Origin of the sequence: Pseudomonas sp. JZ114 (assembly GCF_051027705.1) — a bacterium.
Taxonomy (GTDB): Bacteria; Pseudomonadota; Gammaproteobacteria; order Pseudomonadales; family Pseudomonadaceae; genus Chryseomonas; species Chryseomonas luteola.
The window spans coordinates 4,129,762-4,147,735 of the sequence record NZ_CP069256.1; the positions used below are offsets into that span (position 1 = coordinate 4,129,762).

The 17,974-nt window shown below is 53.3% G+C and carries 12 protein-coding genes; 11 read left to right on the forward strand and 1 reads right to left on the reverse strand.

Annotated elements, in window-relative coordinates:
• Positions 1-34: 34 nt before the first annotated feature.
• A complete protein-coding gene (hexR, locus tag JQR90_RS19305) occupies positions 35-913 on the reverse strand; it encodes a transcriptional regulator HexR (protein WP_026004183.1) in 879 nt (292 codons plus the stop codon).
• Positions 914-1,324: 411 nt separating this feature from the next.
• Here hexR and JQR90_RS19310 point away from each other — a divergent pair, with 411 nt between their 5' ends.
• The 11 genes from JQR90_RS19310 (at position 1,325) to JQR90_RS19360 (ending at position 17,960) form a co-directional block, all read left to right on the forward strand.
• Positions 1,325-1,843 carry an Hcp family type VI secretion system effector gene (locus JQR90_RS19310; RefSeq protein WP_010796308.1) on the forward strand — a complete coding sequence of 173 codons (519 nt, stop codon included), beginning with the start codon at positions 1,325-1,327 and terminating at the stop codon, positions 1,841-1,843.
• Between the two features lie 233 nt (positions 1,844-2,076).
• Entirely contained in the window at positions 2,077-4,137 is a 2,061-nt protein-coding gene (gene tssI / locus JQR90_RS19315; protein WP_434140252.1) for a type VI secretion system tip protein TssI/VgrG, read from the forward strand.
• Positions 4,127-4,867: a DUF4123 domain-containing protein gene (locus tag JQR90_RS19320; RefSeq protein WP_434140253.1), complete on the forward strand. Its 741-nt coding sequence runs from the start codon at positions 4,127-4,129 to the stop codon at positions 4,865-4,867. The genes tssI and JQR90_RS19320 overlap by 11 nt, the downstream gene beginning before the upstream one ends.
• A complete protein-coding gene (locus JQR90_RS19325; RefSeq protein WP_434140254.1) occupies positions 4,864-9,723 on the forward strand; it encodes an RHS repeat-associated core domain-containing protein in 4,860 nt (1,619 codons plus the stop codon). The genes JQR90_RS19320 and JQR90_RS19325 overlap by 4 nt, the downstream gene beginning before the upstream one ends.
• Positions 9,724-10,567: 844 nt before the next feature.
• Complete coding sequence (locus tag JQR90_RS19330) at positions 10,568-10,891, forward strand: hypothetical protein (protein ID WP_010796312.1); 324 nt, start codon at positions 10,568-10,570, stop codon at positions 10,889-10,891.
• Positions 10,892-11,022: 131 nt separating this feature from the next.
• The gene (gene yegQ, locus JQR90_RS19335) at positions 11,023-12,402 is read left to right on the forward strand and encodes a tRNA 5-hydroxyuridine modification protein YegQ (protein ID WP_073450106.1); all 1,380 of its coding nucleotides are present in this window, start codon (positions 11,023-11,025) and stop codon (positions 12,400-12,402) included.
• Between the two features lie 74 nt (positions 12,403-12,476).
• Positions 12,477-14,645, forward strand: a complete 2,169-nt coding sequence (gene uvrD / locus JQR90_RS19340) for a DNA helicase II (RefSeq protein ID WP_010796315.1) — start codon at positions 12,477-12,479, stop codon at positions 14,643-14,645.
• Positions 14,646-14,698: 53 nt separating this feature from the next.
• Complete coding sequence (locus tag JQR90_RS19345; protein ID WP_010796316.1) at positions 14,699-15,127, forward strand: EamA family transporter; 429 nt, start codon at positions 14,699-14,701, stop codon at positions 15,125-15,127.
• Between the two features lie 508 nt (positions 15,128-15,635).
• Positions 15,636-16,481, forward strand: a complete 846-nt coding sequence (locus JQR90_RS19350; RefSeq protein WP_010796317.1) for a Tim44 domain-containing protein — start codon at positions 15,636-15,638, stop codon at positions 16,479-16,481.
• Positions 16,482-16,640: 159 nt separating this feature from the next.
• The gene (locus tag JQR90_RS19355; protein ID WP_010796318.1) at positions 16,641-17,042 is read left to right on the forward strand and encodes an SMI1/KNR4 family protein; all 402 of its coding nucleotides are present in this window, start codon (positions 16,641-16,643) and stop codon (positions 17,040-17,042) included.
• A 156-nt stretch (positions 17,043-17,198) separates the two neighbouring features.
• Positions 17,199-17,960, forward strand: a complete 762-nt coding sequence (locus JQR90_RS19360; protein WP_010796319.1) for an SDR family NAD(P)-dependent oxidoreductase — start codon at positions 17,199-17,201, stop codon at positions 17,958-17,960.
• Positions 17,961-17,974 lie beyond the last annotated feature (14 nt).

Here is a 17,974-nt window from a genome sequence, read left to right on the forward strand (position 1 = left end):
GCTTAAGGGACAGCCGAAGAGCTGCACCTGATCATCAATGCGAGTCGCGCTCGTCCTGATGCTTGATGCTCTTGGGTGATAACCGCAGGCTTCGCAGGCTGCGCTTGACACCTTTGAGGTGGTTGACCAGCGTCGGGCCTCGGGACATCGCCACCCCCATCGCCAGCACATCGATAATGACCAGGTGTGCAATACGTGATGTCAGCGGCGTATAGATCTCAGTATCTTCCGGCACATCAATCGTCAGGCTGACATTGGCTAACTCTGCCAAAGGCGTCTGACTTGGGCAGATCGTGATCAGTTTGGCCCCACTGTCCCGGACTAGGTTGGCCGTGATCAACAGGTCTTTCGAGCGTCCCGACTGGGAAATACAGATCGCCGCGTCATCTGGCGTCAGGGTTGCCGCCGACATCGCCTGCATGTGGGGATCAGAATAGGCAAACGCACTGAGCAGAAGACGGAAGAACTTGTGCTGGGCATCCGTCGCCACGGCGCCGGAAGCGCCAAAGCCATAGAACATTACCCGCTTGGCCTTGGAAATCTCTTCGATAGCCTGCTCGAGCGCCTGCATATCCAAGCGCTCGCGGATATCCATCAGCGTGTGCAGCGTGGTATCGAAAATCTTCAGGCTGAAATCGACAACCGAGTCGTTCTCATGGATGGCGAACTGTCCAAAGCTCGCCCCTGAAGCCAGACTTTGGGCCAGACGCAGCTTCAAGTCCTGAAAACCATCGCACCCAATAGCACGGCAGAACCGCACGATAGTTGGCTCACTAACCCCTACCTCATGAGCAAGATCCGCCATCGAACTGTGCATGACAGCCGCAGGATCCAGCATGACGTGCTCAGCCACCTTGAGCTCAGACTTGCGCAATAAATGGCGCGACTGGGCGATATGTTGCATCAGGTTCACAAGCGGCACTCGACTAGCAGAGGTGGAAAAGGCATGTAGTGGTACGTCTTTATACTACATCGACGCCAGGTCATTCATTCACTTAGTATTTCGCGTAATAGACATCTTTGCACTGAAGCCATAAGACAACCCGTCTACAGCGCAACTTTTGGCACACCCTCACCCGTCCACATCCTTGAAAAAAGCACAGACAAGGCGAGTTCACTCGCTTCTAGCGTAGTGCGCAAGATTTCTGCCTCAATGCGCAAAAAGCTGCGCACCTTTATGTGACAGCTGTCGCAAAGCTCATGCAGCACACACTTCATTAAATCATAACTGATTGATTAATAAGGAATTTATTTTATTGGCACAGGGTTTGTAATAGGTATGGCTCCCGGGCCAAGGGCCCACTATTCAGGCAAGGAGAGCATCATGCCAACACCCGCGTATCTGTCCCTCGAAGGCACCAAGCAAGGTCTGATCACTGCAGGCACCTTCACGGAAGACTCCGTCGGCAACATCTTCCAGGAAGGCCATGAAGACCAGATTCTGGTTCAGGCTTTCAATCACCAGGTCATCATCCCACGCGATCCGCAGTCCGGTCAGCCGACTGGTCAGCGTGTACACAAGCCGCTGATGATCACCAAGGTCTTCGACAAGTCCTCTCCGCTGATCTTCAACGCACTGACCTCCGGCGAGCGCCTGAGCAAGTGCCGCCTGGAGTGGTACCGCACTTCTGCTACTGGTACTCAGGAACACTACTTCACCATCGAGCTGGAAGACGCCATCATCGTTGACGTGCAGTCCCGCATGCCGAACTGCCAGGACCCGAACATGGCTCATTTCACTCACCTGGAAGACGTGTACTTCACGTACCGCAAGATCGTCTGGACTCACGAAGTATCCGGCACTTCCGGCTCCGACGACTGGCGCTCCCCGATCTCCGCTTAATTTCGCGGCGATCCGTCAGACAGGTGTGAATCGGTGTCGGCTTCTGATCCCCTCCAGAAGCCGATTGGTCAGAAACAGACCCGAATCACTGCCTGCTAACCGCTTGAGGTGGCACAATGAGTCAAGCGCCATGATGTCTGGCATTGGCTCATCCCATGCTAGTACGGTTAGCCTTTTCGGCCAGGTTTCCTGGCCGAAATTGTTTTTGCGACGACCATCTGGAGGAACACGGAATGTTCAACCCAGCGAATACGACTCACTTTTCGCTATCCATTCACGGATCGACCTCAGATGGGGTCACGCCTGACTTCCAAGTCCTGAGCTTTACAGGACAGGAGTCGATCAGCCAGCCCTTTCGCTTTGACCTCGAACTGGTCAGCGAACGCCCCGACCTCGACCTTGAGGCCCTGCTGCATCAGCGCGCCTTTCTGGCCTTCTCGCCCAACGGCAACGGCGTCCATGGTCAGCTCTACCAGATCGGCCAGGGCGATGCCGGCAAGCGCCTGACCCGCTATCACGTCTTGCTGGTGCCGCGCCTGGCCTATCTGGCGCACCGCACCAACCAGCGCATCTTCCAAAAGCTTAGCGTTCCGCAAATCATTGCCCAGGTGCTGGAAGAACATGGCATCCTGGCCGACGCCTACTGCTTCCGGCTTGGCCCTACGGTGTATCCGCCCCGTGAGTATTGCGTCCAGTACGACGAGACCGACCTGCACTTTATCCAGCGGCTCTGCGAAGAGGAGGGCCTGCACTACCACTTCGAGCACAGCCAGGATAACCATGTCCTGGTGTTTGGTGACGACCAGACCGGCTTTCCCCGGCTGACCCCACCCACCGCCTATGTGCAAGGCTCGGGGCTGGTAGCAGACGAGCCGGTAGTCAAGCGCTTTGGCGTGCGCCTGGAAACCCGTACCGCCCGTGTCTCCCGCCGCGACTATGACTTCGAGCAGCCACGACTGCGCATGGAGGCGGCCTACAAGAGCGACGCCAAGCCCGACCTGGAAGACTACGACTATCCGGGCCGCTTTACCGACCGCACCCGCGGCAAGCATCTCGCCCAGCGCGCCCTTGAGCGTCACCGCAGCGACTACCAGCTGGCCGAAGGTGAAAGCGATCAACCCCAGCTGGTGACAGGACACTTCCTGGAGCTGTCCGACCATCCCCGCCAGGACTGGAACCAGCTCTGGCTGCTGACCGGCATCTTGCACGAAGGCAAGCAACCCCAAGTCCTGGAAGAATCGGTTACTAGCGATGTCGACAAGCATGACGGCTTTACCCAGGGCTACCGCAACCGCTTCACAGCAACGCCCTGGGATGTTCCCTTCCGCCCGCTGCTCGAGCATCCCAAGCCCAAGATCCTGGGTAGCCAGACCGCGGTGGTCACCGGGCCCAAGGGCGAGGAGATCCATTGTGATGAGTATGGCCGGGTCAAGGTCCAGTTTCACTGGGACCGTGAGGGCCAGGCCAACGAGCAGACCAGCTGCTGGCTGCGGGTCTCGTCCAGCTGGGCCGGTGACCGCTACGGTGGCGTTGCCATACCCCGTGTTGGCATGGAAGTGCTGGTTACGTTTCTAGAAGGTGATCCAGACCAGCCCCTGGTCACGGGCTGCCTGTTTCACAAGGAACACCAGGTGCCCTATGACCTGCCGGCCAACAAGACCCGCAGCGTTTTCAAGACCCTGAGCACACCGGGCGGCGGTGGCTATAACGAGCTGCGCATCGAGGACAAGAAAGGCCAGGAGCAGATCTACATCCATGCCCAGCGGGATTGGGATGAGAACATCGAGCACGACCAAAAGATCCGGGTCGGGCATGAGCGGCACGATATAGTCGAGGCCAACAGCTACACGCAATACAAGGCCGAGGAGCACCGCACCACGGAGGCGGACCGCAAGGTTGAGGTCAAGGCGAGCGACCATCTCACCGTCGGGCAAAATCAGCACGTCAAGATTGGCACGGGCCAGTTCATCAGTGCAGGGCAGGAAATTCATCTATCCAGTGGATTGAAAGTTGTTCTGGAAGCTGGCAGCGAACTTACATTCAAGGCGGGTGGCAGCTTCATCAAACTGGATGCTAGCGGTATTACCATTGTTGGCCCAACGGTAAAAATCAACTCTGGTGGCAGTCCAGGTAACGGAACAGGCGCTTCTCCCCTACTGCCCGGCGTCGTTAAGCCAGCTGACGCGGACAAGGCGGGCGCACTCCTAACGCCTGCACAGATCAACACCTTCAAGCGTAACGCCCCGTTCTGTGAAGAATGTGAAAAGTGTAAGGAGGGCATCTGTGCACTCTGATACTTTTCTCAGCCCACAGGAGTGGCTGGCTCAGGCGCCTGCCGAGAACGCTGCACTATACGTCGTCATGAGCAATGCAAGCGACGCTAATCCACTAAAAGCTTATTACGAGGCTAATGAGTCTTTTGTTCCATTGCCAATCTGGAAAGGTACGCCATACGCCGAATGGCAACCTGTTATGCCTTACCTGGGTAGGCTCAGCCCAAACAGTACATTTTTAAATTGGGCAGCTCAGGAAAAACATAAAGACTGGGGATGGCTAGCCCTATCCACGCATAAGCCAGCAATTATCGTCGAGCATCTCAAAAGTCTGACCAAAGTCTTTATGCCGGACGGTAGCGAAGTGTTTTTTCGCTTTTGGGATGGCCGTCATCTGGTGCCCATAATTAAGACCCTAGATCAGCAGTTCTCTACGGTATTACCTTGCTTCGATCAGTACTGGATTAACCGATTCAACGCCAGCATAACCTCAAATACTTACCAAACTGCTCGAACATACCCTTGGTGGAGCGTACCCCAGACGGTACTTGATGCATTGCATAAAAACGATGCCTCCACGCTCATCGATAACCTGATGCAGCAGATTCAAGAAAACCACCCAGATATTTACTTCAAATTTCCAGAAATCAATCTCTTACAAAAGATCAAACGCTTTGTTCAGCGCCAGGAAACAGACATGGATGATATGGCGCAACTTATCGCTCAACTTGAAAAGGATGCTTCGCTATGAGCGCTCTACTCGGCTCGTTTTCTTTTATTGGTTTGGGTGCCGAGTCGCCTGATGCAAGCAACGTAATCTCTGAATTCAAAAGCTGCTTAGGCACTTATAAAGAGCTGGCAGAAAGTTTCTGGACCGGTTGGGCATTGGATGCCGATCAGACGTTCAAGATTGGCGATGAGTTAAGCATTAGCAAGGACAAGGATTACACCTCCCCTGTTACGAACTACGCAACGTGTCCGCTGAGTGGGGAATTCACGTTAGTTCATGCTTTTGAGGCCGCCCGCTTTGTTCCCATCGGCAATACACCCGTACGGCTGGAGCCTGTTACGAGAGTCTTGAACGGAGATGAGGTTACAGGACCCGTCATTAATGATGAAATCGGCCCAAGCGGCATTAAAGTTATTTCAGGCTGCAAGCGTGGACAGCTGTATCGCATTACGTTTTTTCCGAATGTAACGAAGTCTCAGGTAGAAGCTCTATATGGCTCTTATCAAGGCGTTATCCAAAAGCTTGCTGCCTGGCTTCAAAGCGAATGGGCCAATCAATTCCAGCCTTTATGGAATACCTATCAAAGCGCTGACTCCGGGCAACGTTTAAAACTTCAATTAGAGTCTGCCTTGGAGGGCTTTGAGCATGCGCTGCTCTCGCTCTGGGACGATATACAGTCACTCTTTCAATTAATCGCTCATCCTTATGAGAATACTAAAAAGCTTGCTAAATATCTGAGTCCAGACGAGCTGGAAAAGCTCTATACCGCCTCCAAGGAATCGCTAAGTACAGCCTTACTAATCGCTAGCGATGAGCCACTGATGTTTATTTACATGGCGGCAATTGTTAGCTGGGTCAAGCTGTTACCGCCTCAAACATGTGTTGAAGTACTTACTCAATTTACCGGCGAGTTTTTAATCAATATTGTCGTCGGGATTATCCTGAGCGGTGGTGCGGGACTCGCCATTCGTGTTGGCACTAAAGCTTTAGAAACGCTTAAGTCTGGTAAAGCAGCAACCTTGATCAGCAAGCTTGCCGATACGTTAATAGATGCTAGTCAAACGCATGCATTATCTGGGCATGCCAATACGTTAAAGCCGCTGGCTGCCCATGGTGAAATTAGCGGGGCTAATACCGCTCGTAAAATCAACGCCAAGGTAGCGCCCTCAAGCAAGAGACCTACCCCAGCCGATACGCCGAGCCAAACGATAGAGAATGCCTCAACCGCAAGCCGAAATAAAACTCGGCGTCAAACGCGTCTGTCTCGCGAAGAAAAGGTTGATGACGTCTCCAAGCCAGCTAAGGATCCTAACGACAAACCTTCGCAGGAATGCGCCAATACCTGTACGGATGGCTGCCCGGTTTCCATGGTTACAGGTGAGGAACTGCTCACGCTAACTGATGGAGAACTGGATGGCTTGTTTTCATTCCCATGGTCTCGCCTCTACCGCACCAGTGCCGTCGAGCACAATGTTGGCTTGGGTTATGGATGGAGCCATAGTCTGTCCCATCGGTTGGAAATTCAGGGCGACACGGTTATCTGGACAGACCACGAAAATCGCCGTACCGAGTTTCCACTACCAAGCCAGCAGCGTCCTGCCATTACAAACCGGCTTTCTGCGGCAGCCATCTACATAGGGCAAGACCCAACCGAGCTGATCCTGGCACAAGCCGGTACAACGCCTCGCTTTTACCATTTCCGCCGAATAGGCCAAAGCGCCCGCCTGATCGCCATCAGCGACGCCTATAGCAATACCTTAAGCATTTCTCGGGATGCCCGAGACCGTATTGTCCGCCTGAGAAACAACGCTGGCCGTGCGCTGCGTTTCACATATGAGCACGCTCATATCGTAGCGGTTGATTATCAAGTCTACCGCCCTGCTGATAATGAAGAAGCAAGTTGGCATACCGTCCAGACCCTGGTCACCTATAGATATAACGCCCAAGGCCAACTCCTGTCTGCTACCAATGCGGCAGGTGAAAGCGAGCATTATCGCTACAACGATCAGCACGTTATCCAGAAGCGTCAACTGGCGGGCGGAGCGACGTTCTTCTGGAAATGGGAAGGTGAAGGAAAACAGTCCCGTTGCGTCCATCACTGGGCCAACTTTGCCCAGATGGATACGCGTTACGTCTGGGAGGACAACGGTACCGTTACTGTTCATCACTCAGACGGCAGCCAGCAGGTTTACCAACATGATGAAAACGCTCGCCTCGTCCAACAGATAGACCCGGACGGCGCCAAGCATCACAAGGTATACGATGAAAAAGGCCAGCTGATTGCCGAAAAAGATCCGCTAGGCGCTATCACTGAATATCAGCATGACGAGGCGGGTCATCTTATTGCTGTCATTCCGCCTGAAGATGAGCCTACCTATTACGAATACCATAAAGGCTTCGTACGCACGGTTAGCCGAGGCAAGGCTGTCTGGAAATATCGGCGTAATGCCCAAGGTGACATTACCGCTCAGACGGATCCGGACGGCAACACAACTCACTACCACTACGACAGCCGGGGAAACCTGCTCAGTATTCAACATCCTGATGGTAGCCGTCATGAACTCACCTGGAACCCTCAAGGCCAGCTGATAGAAGAGTTGCTGCCTGATGGCGGTCAACGCCGCTATCGGTACGATGCTCTTGGCCGGCAGATCACACGACAGGACGAATCAGGCGCTGTTACCCAGTATCAATGGGACGCCGTTGGCCGACTCAGTCAGGTTACGCTGCCGGGTGGTGGAACGCGCGCGTTTACCTACAATGCGTACGGCAAAATAACAGCCGAGCGAGATGAGTTAGGACGCGTTACCCGCTACGAATACGCGGACAACCTGCACCTCGTCAGCTGCCGAATCAACCCTGATGGTAGCCAGCTGCGCTATCGCTACGACAATGCTCGCCTGTTATTGACAGAGATCGAAAACGAGCGCGGTGAGCACTACCAACTCGATTACTACCCCAACGGCCTGATTCGAGAAGAAACAGGCTTTGATGGCCGCACGACAGCCTATGCCTACGACCTTAACGGCCATCTGACAGAAAAAACAGAATTCGGCGAAGACGGTAGTCAGCTGGTTACCAGCTACCAGCGTGACACGGCTGGGCGGCTGCTCGTTAAAACACTTCCTGACGACCAGAAAATCCATTACGCCTACGATGCCCTTGGCCGGCTGGTCAGTGTAGATGACGGCCAATGGCCGCTCGCCTATGAGTATGACCTTCAGGATCGCCTCATTACTGAGCATCAGGGTTGGGCAACGTTCCGTTATCAATATGATGCCCTCGGACAGCTCAGCTACTGCCGCTTACCCGATGGCAGCGTGCTCGATTACCGCTATCGCCATGGTGGCCTGCTGAGCGCTATTGACCTGAATGGTCAGCCATTGACGGCCCATCAGTACCTGCCCGGCGGACGTGAGCAATATCGTCAGCAAGGCGCACTGCTCAGCCATTATCACTATGACGAGCAAGGCCGCCTCCAAGCCCACCGTATCAGCCAACAGGAACGCAGCGTTTATCAACGTCGCTATGCCTACGATGCCAACGGCAATCTCGCTGCGATCGAAGATTCCCGCAAAGGCAACAAGCACTTCCATTACGACCCGCTGGATCGACTAATAGCTGTTCGGGGCGATCTGCCAGAGAGCTTTGCCCACGATCCCGCCGGTAACCTGCTTAGCCAGACGGGGCAGGAAGGCGCACGCCTCGCCAACGTCAAAGGCAACCGTCTGTTGATGCAAGGCGATAGCCACTACGATTACGACGCCTATGGCAATCTGACTCGTGAACGACGCGGCGCAAGTCAACGACTGGTCACTGAATACCGCTATGACAGCCAGCACCGCCTGATTGCCGCAACACTCCCGGACGGGCGAATCGCCGAGTACCGTTACGACGCCTTTGGCCGACGCATTGCCAAGATCATTGACGGCCAAACCACTGAATTTCTCTGGCAAGGCGAACGGCTAATCGCCGAAAGCGGGCAAAACCACTACCGTAGCTATGTCTACGAGCCCGGCACATTCCGCCCTCTGGCGATGCTGCTCGGTGAAGGGAGAGCAGCCGAACCTTATTACTACCAGCTCGACCACCTCGGCACACCACAGGAGCTGACCAGCACAGCGGGTTCTATCGTCTGGTCTGCCAAGTATCGCGCCTACGGTAATGTGGCAAAACTGGAAGTCGCCGAGCTGGAAAATCCTTTGCGTTTCCAGGGGCAATATTTTGACCAGGAAACCGGTCTGCACTACAACCGACACCGTTACTACAATCCCAATACGGGCCGCTTCCTGACACCCGACCCGATCAAATTAGCGGGTGGGTTGAATAACTATCAGTATGTGCCTAACCCAACGGGGTGGGTGGATCCGCTGGGTTTAAATAATTGCCCAGGGCAAGACCTTTGTAATCCAAATTTAAACTCATCCTTAAGCAAAGATATTTCTTATGTAAATGATGGAGAGCCTCAGCCTGCATCTCCTGAAAGCAAGTACAAATACCTATACAGAGGTGATACCCGCTCTCAAGATATAATTTTCGAAGATGGATTTAAAAGCAAAGGAGACAGCAACGACTTACAGCTTCACGTCTACGATAACAATGAGCCTCCTAGCAATTTCATTAGCACCTCAACCTCTCCGGAGGTAGGGATAGATTTCGGTACTGCATATAGAACAAAACCTGGATATCTATATACCTTGAGGTTGCTAAAAGGTATTGACGTTAATAATGAAAAAGGGTTAAAAGTTCCTTTCCCAGATGAAAAAGAAATAGCCGTACCTAAGGAGGTGAAAAGAGAAGATATACTAGGAGTAACACCATTAAAAGCAGATGGTAGCTATAAAGGATATTCCATACCTAACCCTAGAAGAATTTAGAATGAATAATGAAAGAACCATATCCATATTAAATAATGGAAAATTGGAATCTGCCAAAATAATTTACTGTCTTAATAATCCTAGCAGGATCGAGTTATTTTTATCAGATGGGAATAAGTTTTCTTCATTAGGGAACAACTTATTCGAAAGTTTTTCTAACATGCGAAGAAGCCTAAAGTACATTATTTTTCTTTGCAAAGGCGCTAAAATAAACGTGTACCCCTCAAGAATGTCGTCTCAGATGTCATCTGGACTGATGGCCTATGAGGTAAAAATGGGCAGGCCTGCTTTAAGAGAGAACCTTGTTAATATCTTCGATTATGAAGATGAAAGAATATGTATAAATCCTGATGATCAAAAAAATTACTTTGAAAAATGGCTAATGTCTATTTAATTGTCACAAAAAAGTTTTAATATCATTATTACACTAACAAGCGAATTATAAATTAGCCAATTTTTATGCGACATACAAGTATAAGACCGAGAATAAAATCTTAGAAAGGACCTATAAGAATAAACCAAAAAAATTGATGGACATAAAATAATAAAAACATACTCTTATTGGATTAAATTGTCTTTCTTATAGATATAAACCTGTTCTTTTAGAAAAGCTAGGATAACTATTTTCTATTGAAAGCCATGATTTTAGCGCTTATTTTGAATATCTAGAGGAAGAATATATAGCACTTACCTGGTATGCAGATGAGATTGTTGATCCAAGAGGCTTTCTCAAAGAACTATGAAATTGCTAAAATAGAATGGAAGGAAGATCTTATAAAGGCAGAGTCTGAAGATCGCTCCACATGGTAGATAATGTGTTACAACTCAATCAAGGAAGATGAAGATGCTCTTAATATGGCAAGGTTTTGGTTTTTTAGTCGTTATTATTCCCCTGTTTGTGGCCTTGATTGGCTCCTTACTAGGTGGCCTTTTAGGTGCAACTAACCTCATCATTTTCCCGCTAACGCTACTTGCATCCGCTATGGCCGTTTTCTATTTCGGTAAGCGGCTGAATAGCCGTCCGGGAAAGATCCTGATTGACCCAGAAACCCAGCAAACCGTTGAGCTGCGTAAGCGCCACACCCTGTTCTGGATTCCAATGCAATATTGGGCGTTTCCGTTGGGGGTACTGGGATTTGCAATGCTGCTGGGCAATTTAGTCGCCTAATCGCATTCAAGTAAGGGTTCGCCAAGCGTTAGCGAATCCTTGCTACGAACAGCATCCCTAGGTTTATAGACCTGGATCAATACCGTCCACAGTCTGCTCTTATAAGCTCATGGCTTTGAAGTCGCTACCCCATGAGCATCACGCATTTCTTCAAGCCCGAACTCCTCTCCCCTGCCGGTACGCTCAAATCCATGCGTTATGCCTTCGCTTATGGAGCGGATGCCGTCTACGCGGGGCAGCCACGGTATAGCCTCCGGGTCAGAAATAATGAATTCGACCATGAGCACCTCGCGCTGGGCATTAATGAGGCACATGCGCAAGGCAAACGATTTTATGTGGTGGTCAACATCGCGCCACACAACGCCAAGCTGAGGACGTTTCTGAAGGATATCGAGCCCGTTATTGCCATGGGCCCGGATGCGTTGATCATGTCAGATCCTGGCTTGATCATGCTGGTGCGTCAGGCATTTCCCCAGATGCCGATTCATCTGTCAGTACAAGCCAATGCGGTGAACTGGGCGAGCGTGAAGTTTTGGGAGAGCCAAGGTCTGTCACGCGTGATTCTGTCCCGAGAACTGTCGCTGGAGGAGATTGAAGAAATCCGCCAACAGGTGCCGGGAATTGAGCTGGAAGTGTTCGTTCACGGCGCGCTGTGCATGGCTTATTCCGGACGCTGCCTACTGTCCGGCTATATCAACCGGCGCGACCCTAATCAGGGCACCTGCACCAACGCCTGTCGCTGGGAGTACAAGGCTCATCTAGGGAAAGAGGATGCATTAGGCGCTATCGTGCAGCATCATGACCCTATCGCACTCAACGTACCGGAACCAACGCTAGGCTCTGGTACGCCTACAGATGAGGTTTTCCTGCTGGAAGAAGCGGGCCGACCGGGTGAGCTGATGGAGGCCTATGAGGATGAGCATGGCACCTACATCATGAATTCCAAGGACTTGCGAGCCGTGCACCATGTCGAGCGGCTGGCAAAGATAGGTGTGCACTCAGTGAAAATCGAAGGCCGGACCAAGTCCCATTACTACGTGGCACGTACGGCGCAGGTCTATCGCAAGGCTATCGACGACACAGTGGCGGGCCGCCCTTTCGATAAATCCTTGATGGATACCTTGGAGTCATTGGCTCACCGCGGTTACACCGAGGGTTTTCTGCGCCGCCATGTGCATGACGAATATCAGAACTATAACCAGGGCTATTCGGTATCCGAGCGCCAGCAGTTCGTGGGTGAGTTGACCGGTGAACGTCGCAACGGACTGGCTGAAGTAATCGTAAAGAATCGCTTCGACTTGGGTGACTCTATCGAGGTCATGACGCCTAACGGCAATCTGAACCTTTCAGTCGAAGCGATGGAAAGCGCGCGCGGTATCCGCCTGGAAACTGCTCCGGGCAGTAGCCATACCGTCTACTTGGCGATTCCGGAAGGCATTGATCTCAGCTATGGATTGTTGATGCGCAATCTGGAGGCGGGTACGACCACTCGAAACCCGCAATTTCGGTAAAAAAGCGGCCGGTTCGCGCATGAAGCTGACCAGCCGCCCATGCAGTTCAGCGCGCGAGTCGTTACAATGTGCTCATGCATGATGACCTCTCTCTCCTCCTGAATTCCCTGAATGCCGCCCAGCGTGAAGCGGTGGCGGCGCCCCTTGGCCGACAGTTAGTGCTTGCGGGTGCCGGTTCCGGCAAAACCCGGGTGCTGGTGCACCGCATCGCCTGGTTGATCCAGGTCGAGCATGCGTCGCCCCACTCGCTCCTGGCAGTGACCTTTACCAACAAGGCCGCTTCCGAAATGCGCCATCGGATCGAGCAGCTCTTGAACATGAATCCGCAAGGCATGTGGGTTGGGACGTTCCACGGACTTGCCCATCGTCTGCTCAGGGCTCACTGGCAGGAAGCCAAGTTATCCCAGAACTTTCAGATTCTGGACAGCGATGACCAGCAACGGCTTGTCAAACGAGTCATTCGGGATCTAGGGCTGGATGAGCAGCGCTGGCCTGCACGGCAGGCGCAGTGGTTCATCAACGGCCAGAAAGACGAAGGCTTACGTCCGCAGCATATCCAGGCCAGTGGCGATCTGTTCCTGGCCACCATGCGCAGCATCTACGAGGCGTATGAAGCAGCGTGTGCTCGTGCCGGCGTCATCGATTTTTCCGAGCTGCTGCTCCGTGCCCTAGAACTGTGGCGCGATAATCCAGACCTGCTTGCCCATTACCAGCGCCGTTTCCGCCATGTGCTGGTAGATGAGTTCCAGGATACCAATGCCGTGCAGTACGCATGGCTCAAGCTGCTCGCCCAGGGCGGAGAGAGCCTGATGGTAGTGGGTGATGACGACCAGTCCATCTACGGCTGGCGTGGCGCGCGTATCGAGAATATCCAGCAGTTCAACCAGGACTTCTCTGCCGCCATCATTCGTCTAGAGCAGAATTATCGCTCCACCAGCACGATTTTGCAGGCAGCCAATGGCCTGATCGCCAATAATAGCGATCGGCTCGGCAAAGAGCTATGGACGGATACGGGTGAAGGCGAAGCCATTACCTTGTACGCGGGCTTCAACGAGCACGATGAGGCCCGCTACATCGTCGAAACTATCGAAAGCGAATCGAAGAAGGGTCTCTCGCTAAGCGAAATGGCCATTCTGTATCGCTCCAACGCCCAGTCACGGGTATTGGAAGAAGCGTTGCTGAGGGAAAAAATTCCCTATCGCATCTATGGCGGCCAACGCTTCTTTGAACGCGCCGAAATCAAGAATGCGATGGCGTATCTACGCTTGATCTGTCATCGCCATGACGATGCAGCGCTGGAGCGTGTCATCAATGTCCCGCCCCGCGGCATTGGTGAAAAGACGGTCGAGATTCTGCGTAACACTGCACGCACAAACGGCTACTCCATGTGGCAAGCACTGCATGATGCGGTCGGCACCAAGTCGGTATCCGGTCGGGCGGCATCCAGTCTGAATGCCTTTGTCGAGTTGATCGATGAACTGGGGCTCAGGTCTGAAGATGTCCCGCTGCATACGCTGACTCAGATCGTGATCGAGCAGACAGGGCTTGTGGCCTATCACAAGGCTGAAAAGGGCGAGAAAGGTCAGGCACGGGTCGAAAACCTTGAAGAATTGATCAGCGCCGCGAAGTCCTTTGATTTCAGTGGTGACGATGATCGTTCTCCTCTGGCTAACTTCCTTGACCATGCGGCCTTGGAATCTGGGGATAATCAGGCAGACAGCCATGAAGACTGTGTACAGCTCATGACGCTGCACAGTGCGAAGGGTCTGGAGTTTCCGCTGGTCTTCCTGGCTGGTATGGAAGAAGGCCTGTTCCCTCACAAGATGAGCCTGGAAGAGTCCGGCCGCTTGGAGGAGGAACGCCGCTTGGCCTATGTGGGAATTACCCGGGCCATGAAACGTCTGGTGATGACCTATGCGGAAACGCGCCGGCTTCATGGAACCGAGACCTATAACAAGCTCTCGCGCTTTATCCGCGAGGTGCCACCAAACCTGATTCAGGAAGTCCGCCTGTCCAATTCGGTCAAGCAGCCGTTTGGCGTAGGTCGACCTAATCCGTTTGCAGGTGCCGCCATTCCAGACACGACGTTTGCATTGGGCCAACGAGTCAATCACGCCTTGTTTGGCGAAGGGGTCATTCTGAATTACGAGGGCTCAGGTCCACATGCACGTGTTCAGGTGAATTTCGACGCCGAAGGCAGCAAGTGGTTAATGGTGAGTTACGCCAAGCTGGAGCCGGTTTAACGTATACTCCAGGGCGGCCAAGGTCGCCCTGTCTGTTTGAAGAAGGACATTGCGTGGCATCTTCCTGGCTCTTCTGGGCATTGCTGTCAGCCGTTTTCGCGGCGCTCACAGCCATTTTTGGCAAAATTGGCGTTGCCCAGGTCAATTCGGACTTTGCTACCTTGTTGCGGACTGGAGTAGTGTTCCTGTCGCTTGTGCTGATTGTTTATGCGACCCGCCAGTATCAGCCCTTAAGCTCGATCTCGCCAAAGAGCTATCTCTTTCTTGTGTTATCTGGATTGGCTACCGGCGCCTCCTGGATCTGTTATTTCCGAGCCTTGAAGATGGGTAACGCCTCGCTGGTAGCGCCAGTAGACAAGCTGAGCGTAGTGCTCGTGGCCCTATTCGGTGTGCTGCTGCTAGGCGAAAAGCTGACGCTGCGCCAATGGTGCGGCATTGGCGCAATCGGTTTTGGCGTGGTGCTGTTGGCGCTGAAACCCTAGGGTTGAAGGCGCAAGGAAAGGCTTGTCAAACGGTGGGAGATTGCCGAAGCATGCAAGACAAGCCTATTCCCTGCATAGAGGTGCTCAGGCGCCCTACCCACCGAGCCCCGCCACGACTGCTTCTGTCAGGCATTTACAGGCCGGTATCCTTGTAAAGCGATAGCCACCATCCCTTGCATCACAACACTCCACTCCCGTAGCCCAAGATGCAAATGGTTTGGACAGCATACCGTCTCAAGGTAGTAATGAAATGATAGCGCTCAGCCATCAATTTCAGATCTGTGCTTTTAGCCACAGCCGATGTTTAGAAAACACCCTAATTGAGTACGCGCTAACGCTTTTTTGGAGCTGACCAGTGGTTTGAAATATTGCGCATAAAGCAATAGTCCAACAGCAAACGATAAGGCTTGAGTAAACCATGCAAAAAGCCGAAACAATTAGCGCTAGCCCTTACGCAATGTCCGGCGCAAGATGGACATCAACGTAGTTCACGATAAGAGATCTTACGATGCAACGCATAATGAGTTTTTTCATGATCATCTGCCTGGGCCTGACCCTGAGCCTTGATGCCAATGCCAAGCGCATGGGTGGAGGCAAGTCGGCTGGTGCAGCTCCCATTCACCAGACACGCCAGGCGGCACCGCCTCAACAGCAACCGGGCGCAGCGGCAGCCGCACCGGGTCGTCAGGCGCCAGCCGCTAGCGGTGCTTCTCGCTGGCTGGGTCCGTTAGCCGGTCTTGCCGCTGGTGGCTTATTGGCTTCCATGTTCATGGGCGACGGTTTCGAAGGCTTCCAGTTCTTCGACTTCCTAATCATGGCCCTGATAGCGTTTGTTCTGTTCAAGCTATTCACGCGCCGCCGTCAGCAGCAACATCAGCAGCATCAGCCCGCTCCGGCAGGCCACGCGCCGATGTACCGTGAAGCGCCTGTACAGCAGCCTGGCGGATTCGGTCAGGGTGGTGCCGCGCCAGTCATGAATGCGCCTGCCTGGTTTGATGCAGAGCGTTTCGTTGCAGCTGGCCGTGAGCACTTCATGTCTCTGCAGCAGCACTGGGATGCCAACGAGATGGACAAGATCGCCGAGTTCGTGACGCCTCAGATGCTCCAGTGGCTGAAAGATGAGCGTGCCAGCTTGGGTGAAGGCTTCCAGTCCACCTACATCGAGAACTTGCAGGCTGAACTGGATGGCGTGGAAGAGCTGGAAGGCAAGACCATCGCTACCATCACGTTCTCTGGCTTGTCGAAAGAGTCTCGCTTCGACCAGGGTCAGAATTTCAGCGAAAGCTGGCGTATGGAGCGCCTGGCAGGTAGCAACCAGCCCTGGCTGCTGGCCGGTATCCGTCAGAACGCTTGATCGCTCTGTGTTTCAGAAAAGCCCGGCCATGCCGGGCTTTTTCATTTCTACCGTTTGTCGCGCTGTTCGTACAGGTAGCGCATTCTCGATGGCACCTTTTCCATCTTTTATATTCTTGACTAGGGTATAACACGCACCCCTGCATTAGAGGATGTATTGATGGAAGACGTGATTGAAAGGCTGCGCGAAGAGAACGAGCCTGTTCCGGTACCGCTCGAGCTGCCCGATGAGGACCTGTTGGTCGAAATCGAAGAAGAACTGTTGATCAGCCTTCCGCCCGAGTTTCGCGAGTTTCTTCTCACCGTCAGCGATGTGGTATACGGCAAGCTCGAGCCCGTAACGGTGACCGATCCGCAGTCCCATACCTACCTCCCAGAAGTGGCCGCTACAGCCTGGTCGGAAGGTCTACCTCGCGATCTGATACCCATTTGTGAGGACGGTGACGGCTACTACGCCGTCAGTCAGGAAGGCGAGGTTCTGCTCTGGACGGACGGTGAGCTGGACGATGACACTTGGGATTCCGTCTGGATCTGGGCACGAGATGTCTGGCTGGAAAGCTGATCATTGATCAGCTCTATAGCGTTAGCCTGCCGCTATTGGCAGGCTTTACGAGACGCTTGTAGCGGATTGCACGAGAATGGCAGGCCAGACGCTGAACGTAAGCGGCTGCGCAAGGTCTGGATATAGCTATCTTTTCCGCTAGAAGGTAATCCCTGGATGAGCACTCCTGTCGTTCTGATCACTGGTGCCGCTGGCGGGCTCGGTCGAGCACTGGCCCAGCGTTTTTCACAGAGTCACTGGCGCGTTGCAGCGGCAGATCTGGACAAGGATGGCCTGCATGATCTCAATGGCAATGTTCCCCTGGATTCGAGCGTCGTAGCTGATCTACGGACGGCCGAAGGCTGTCGTAACCTCATCAGCAAGGTGATGGCGCGTACCGGCCGCCTCGATGCTCTGATCAATGCGGCAGGTGTCTGGCGCGAAGGCCCTGTCGAGACGTTCAGCGAAGAGGATTATGACCTCGTCATGTCGGTCAACCTCAAATCGACCTTCTTCATGTGCTCCGCTGCCATCCCGTTTCTCAAGGAAACCCGCGGAACGATCATCAATATTTCGAGCGGTGCGGGTCGCCAACCTGTCTCGGGTGCTGCCGCCTATGGCGCTGCTAAAGCCGCTATTCGTTTCTTCAGCCAGAACCTCGCCATTGAGCTGGCCAAGGACGGTGTGCGGGTCAATGCTGTCTCCCCAGGCGATATCGATACGCCCATGCTGGATTTTCAGGCGGCCCATTATGGCCAGGGCGATCCTACCGGCTACCGGCGCAACTTACTCAATCGGTATCCGCAAGGTGATCAGGCCCGCTTTATCCAGCCTGAAGAAGTCGCTGAACTGGTGTACTTCCTATGCCAGCCGCAGGCCTCTGCTATCTCGGGGGCAGACATGCCTATCGATAGGGGGTTGTCGGCGGGTCGCTCATAAAACGGATATAGCTA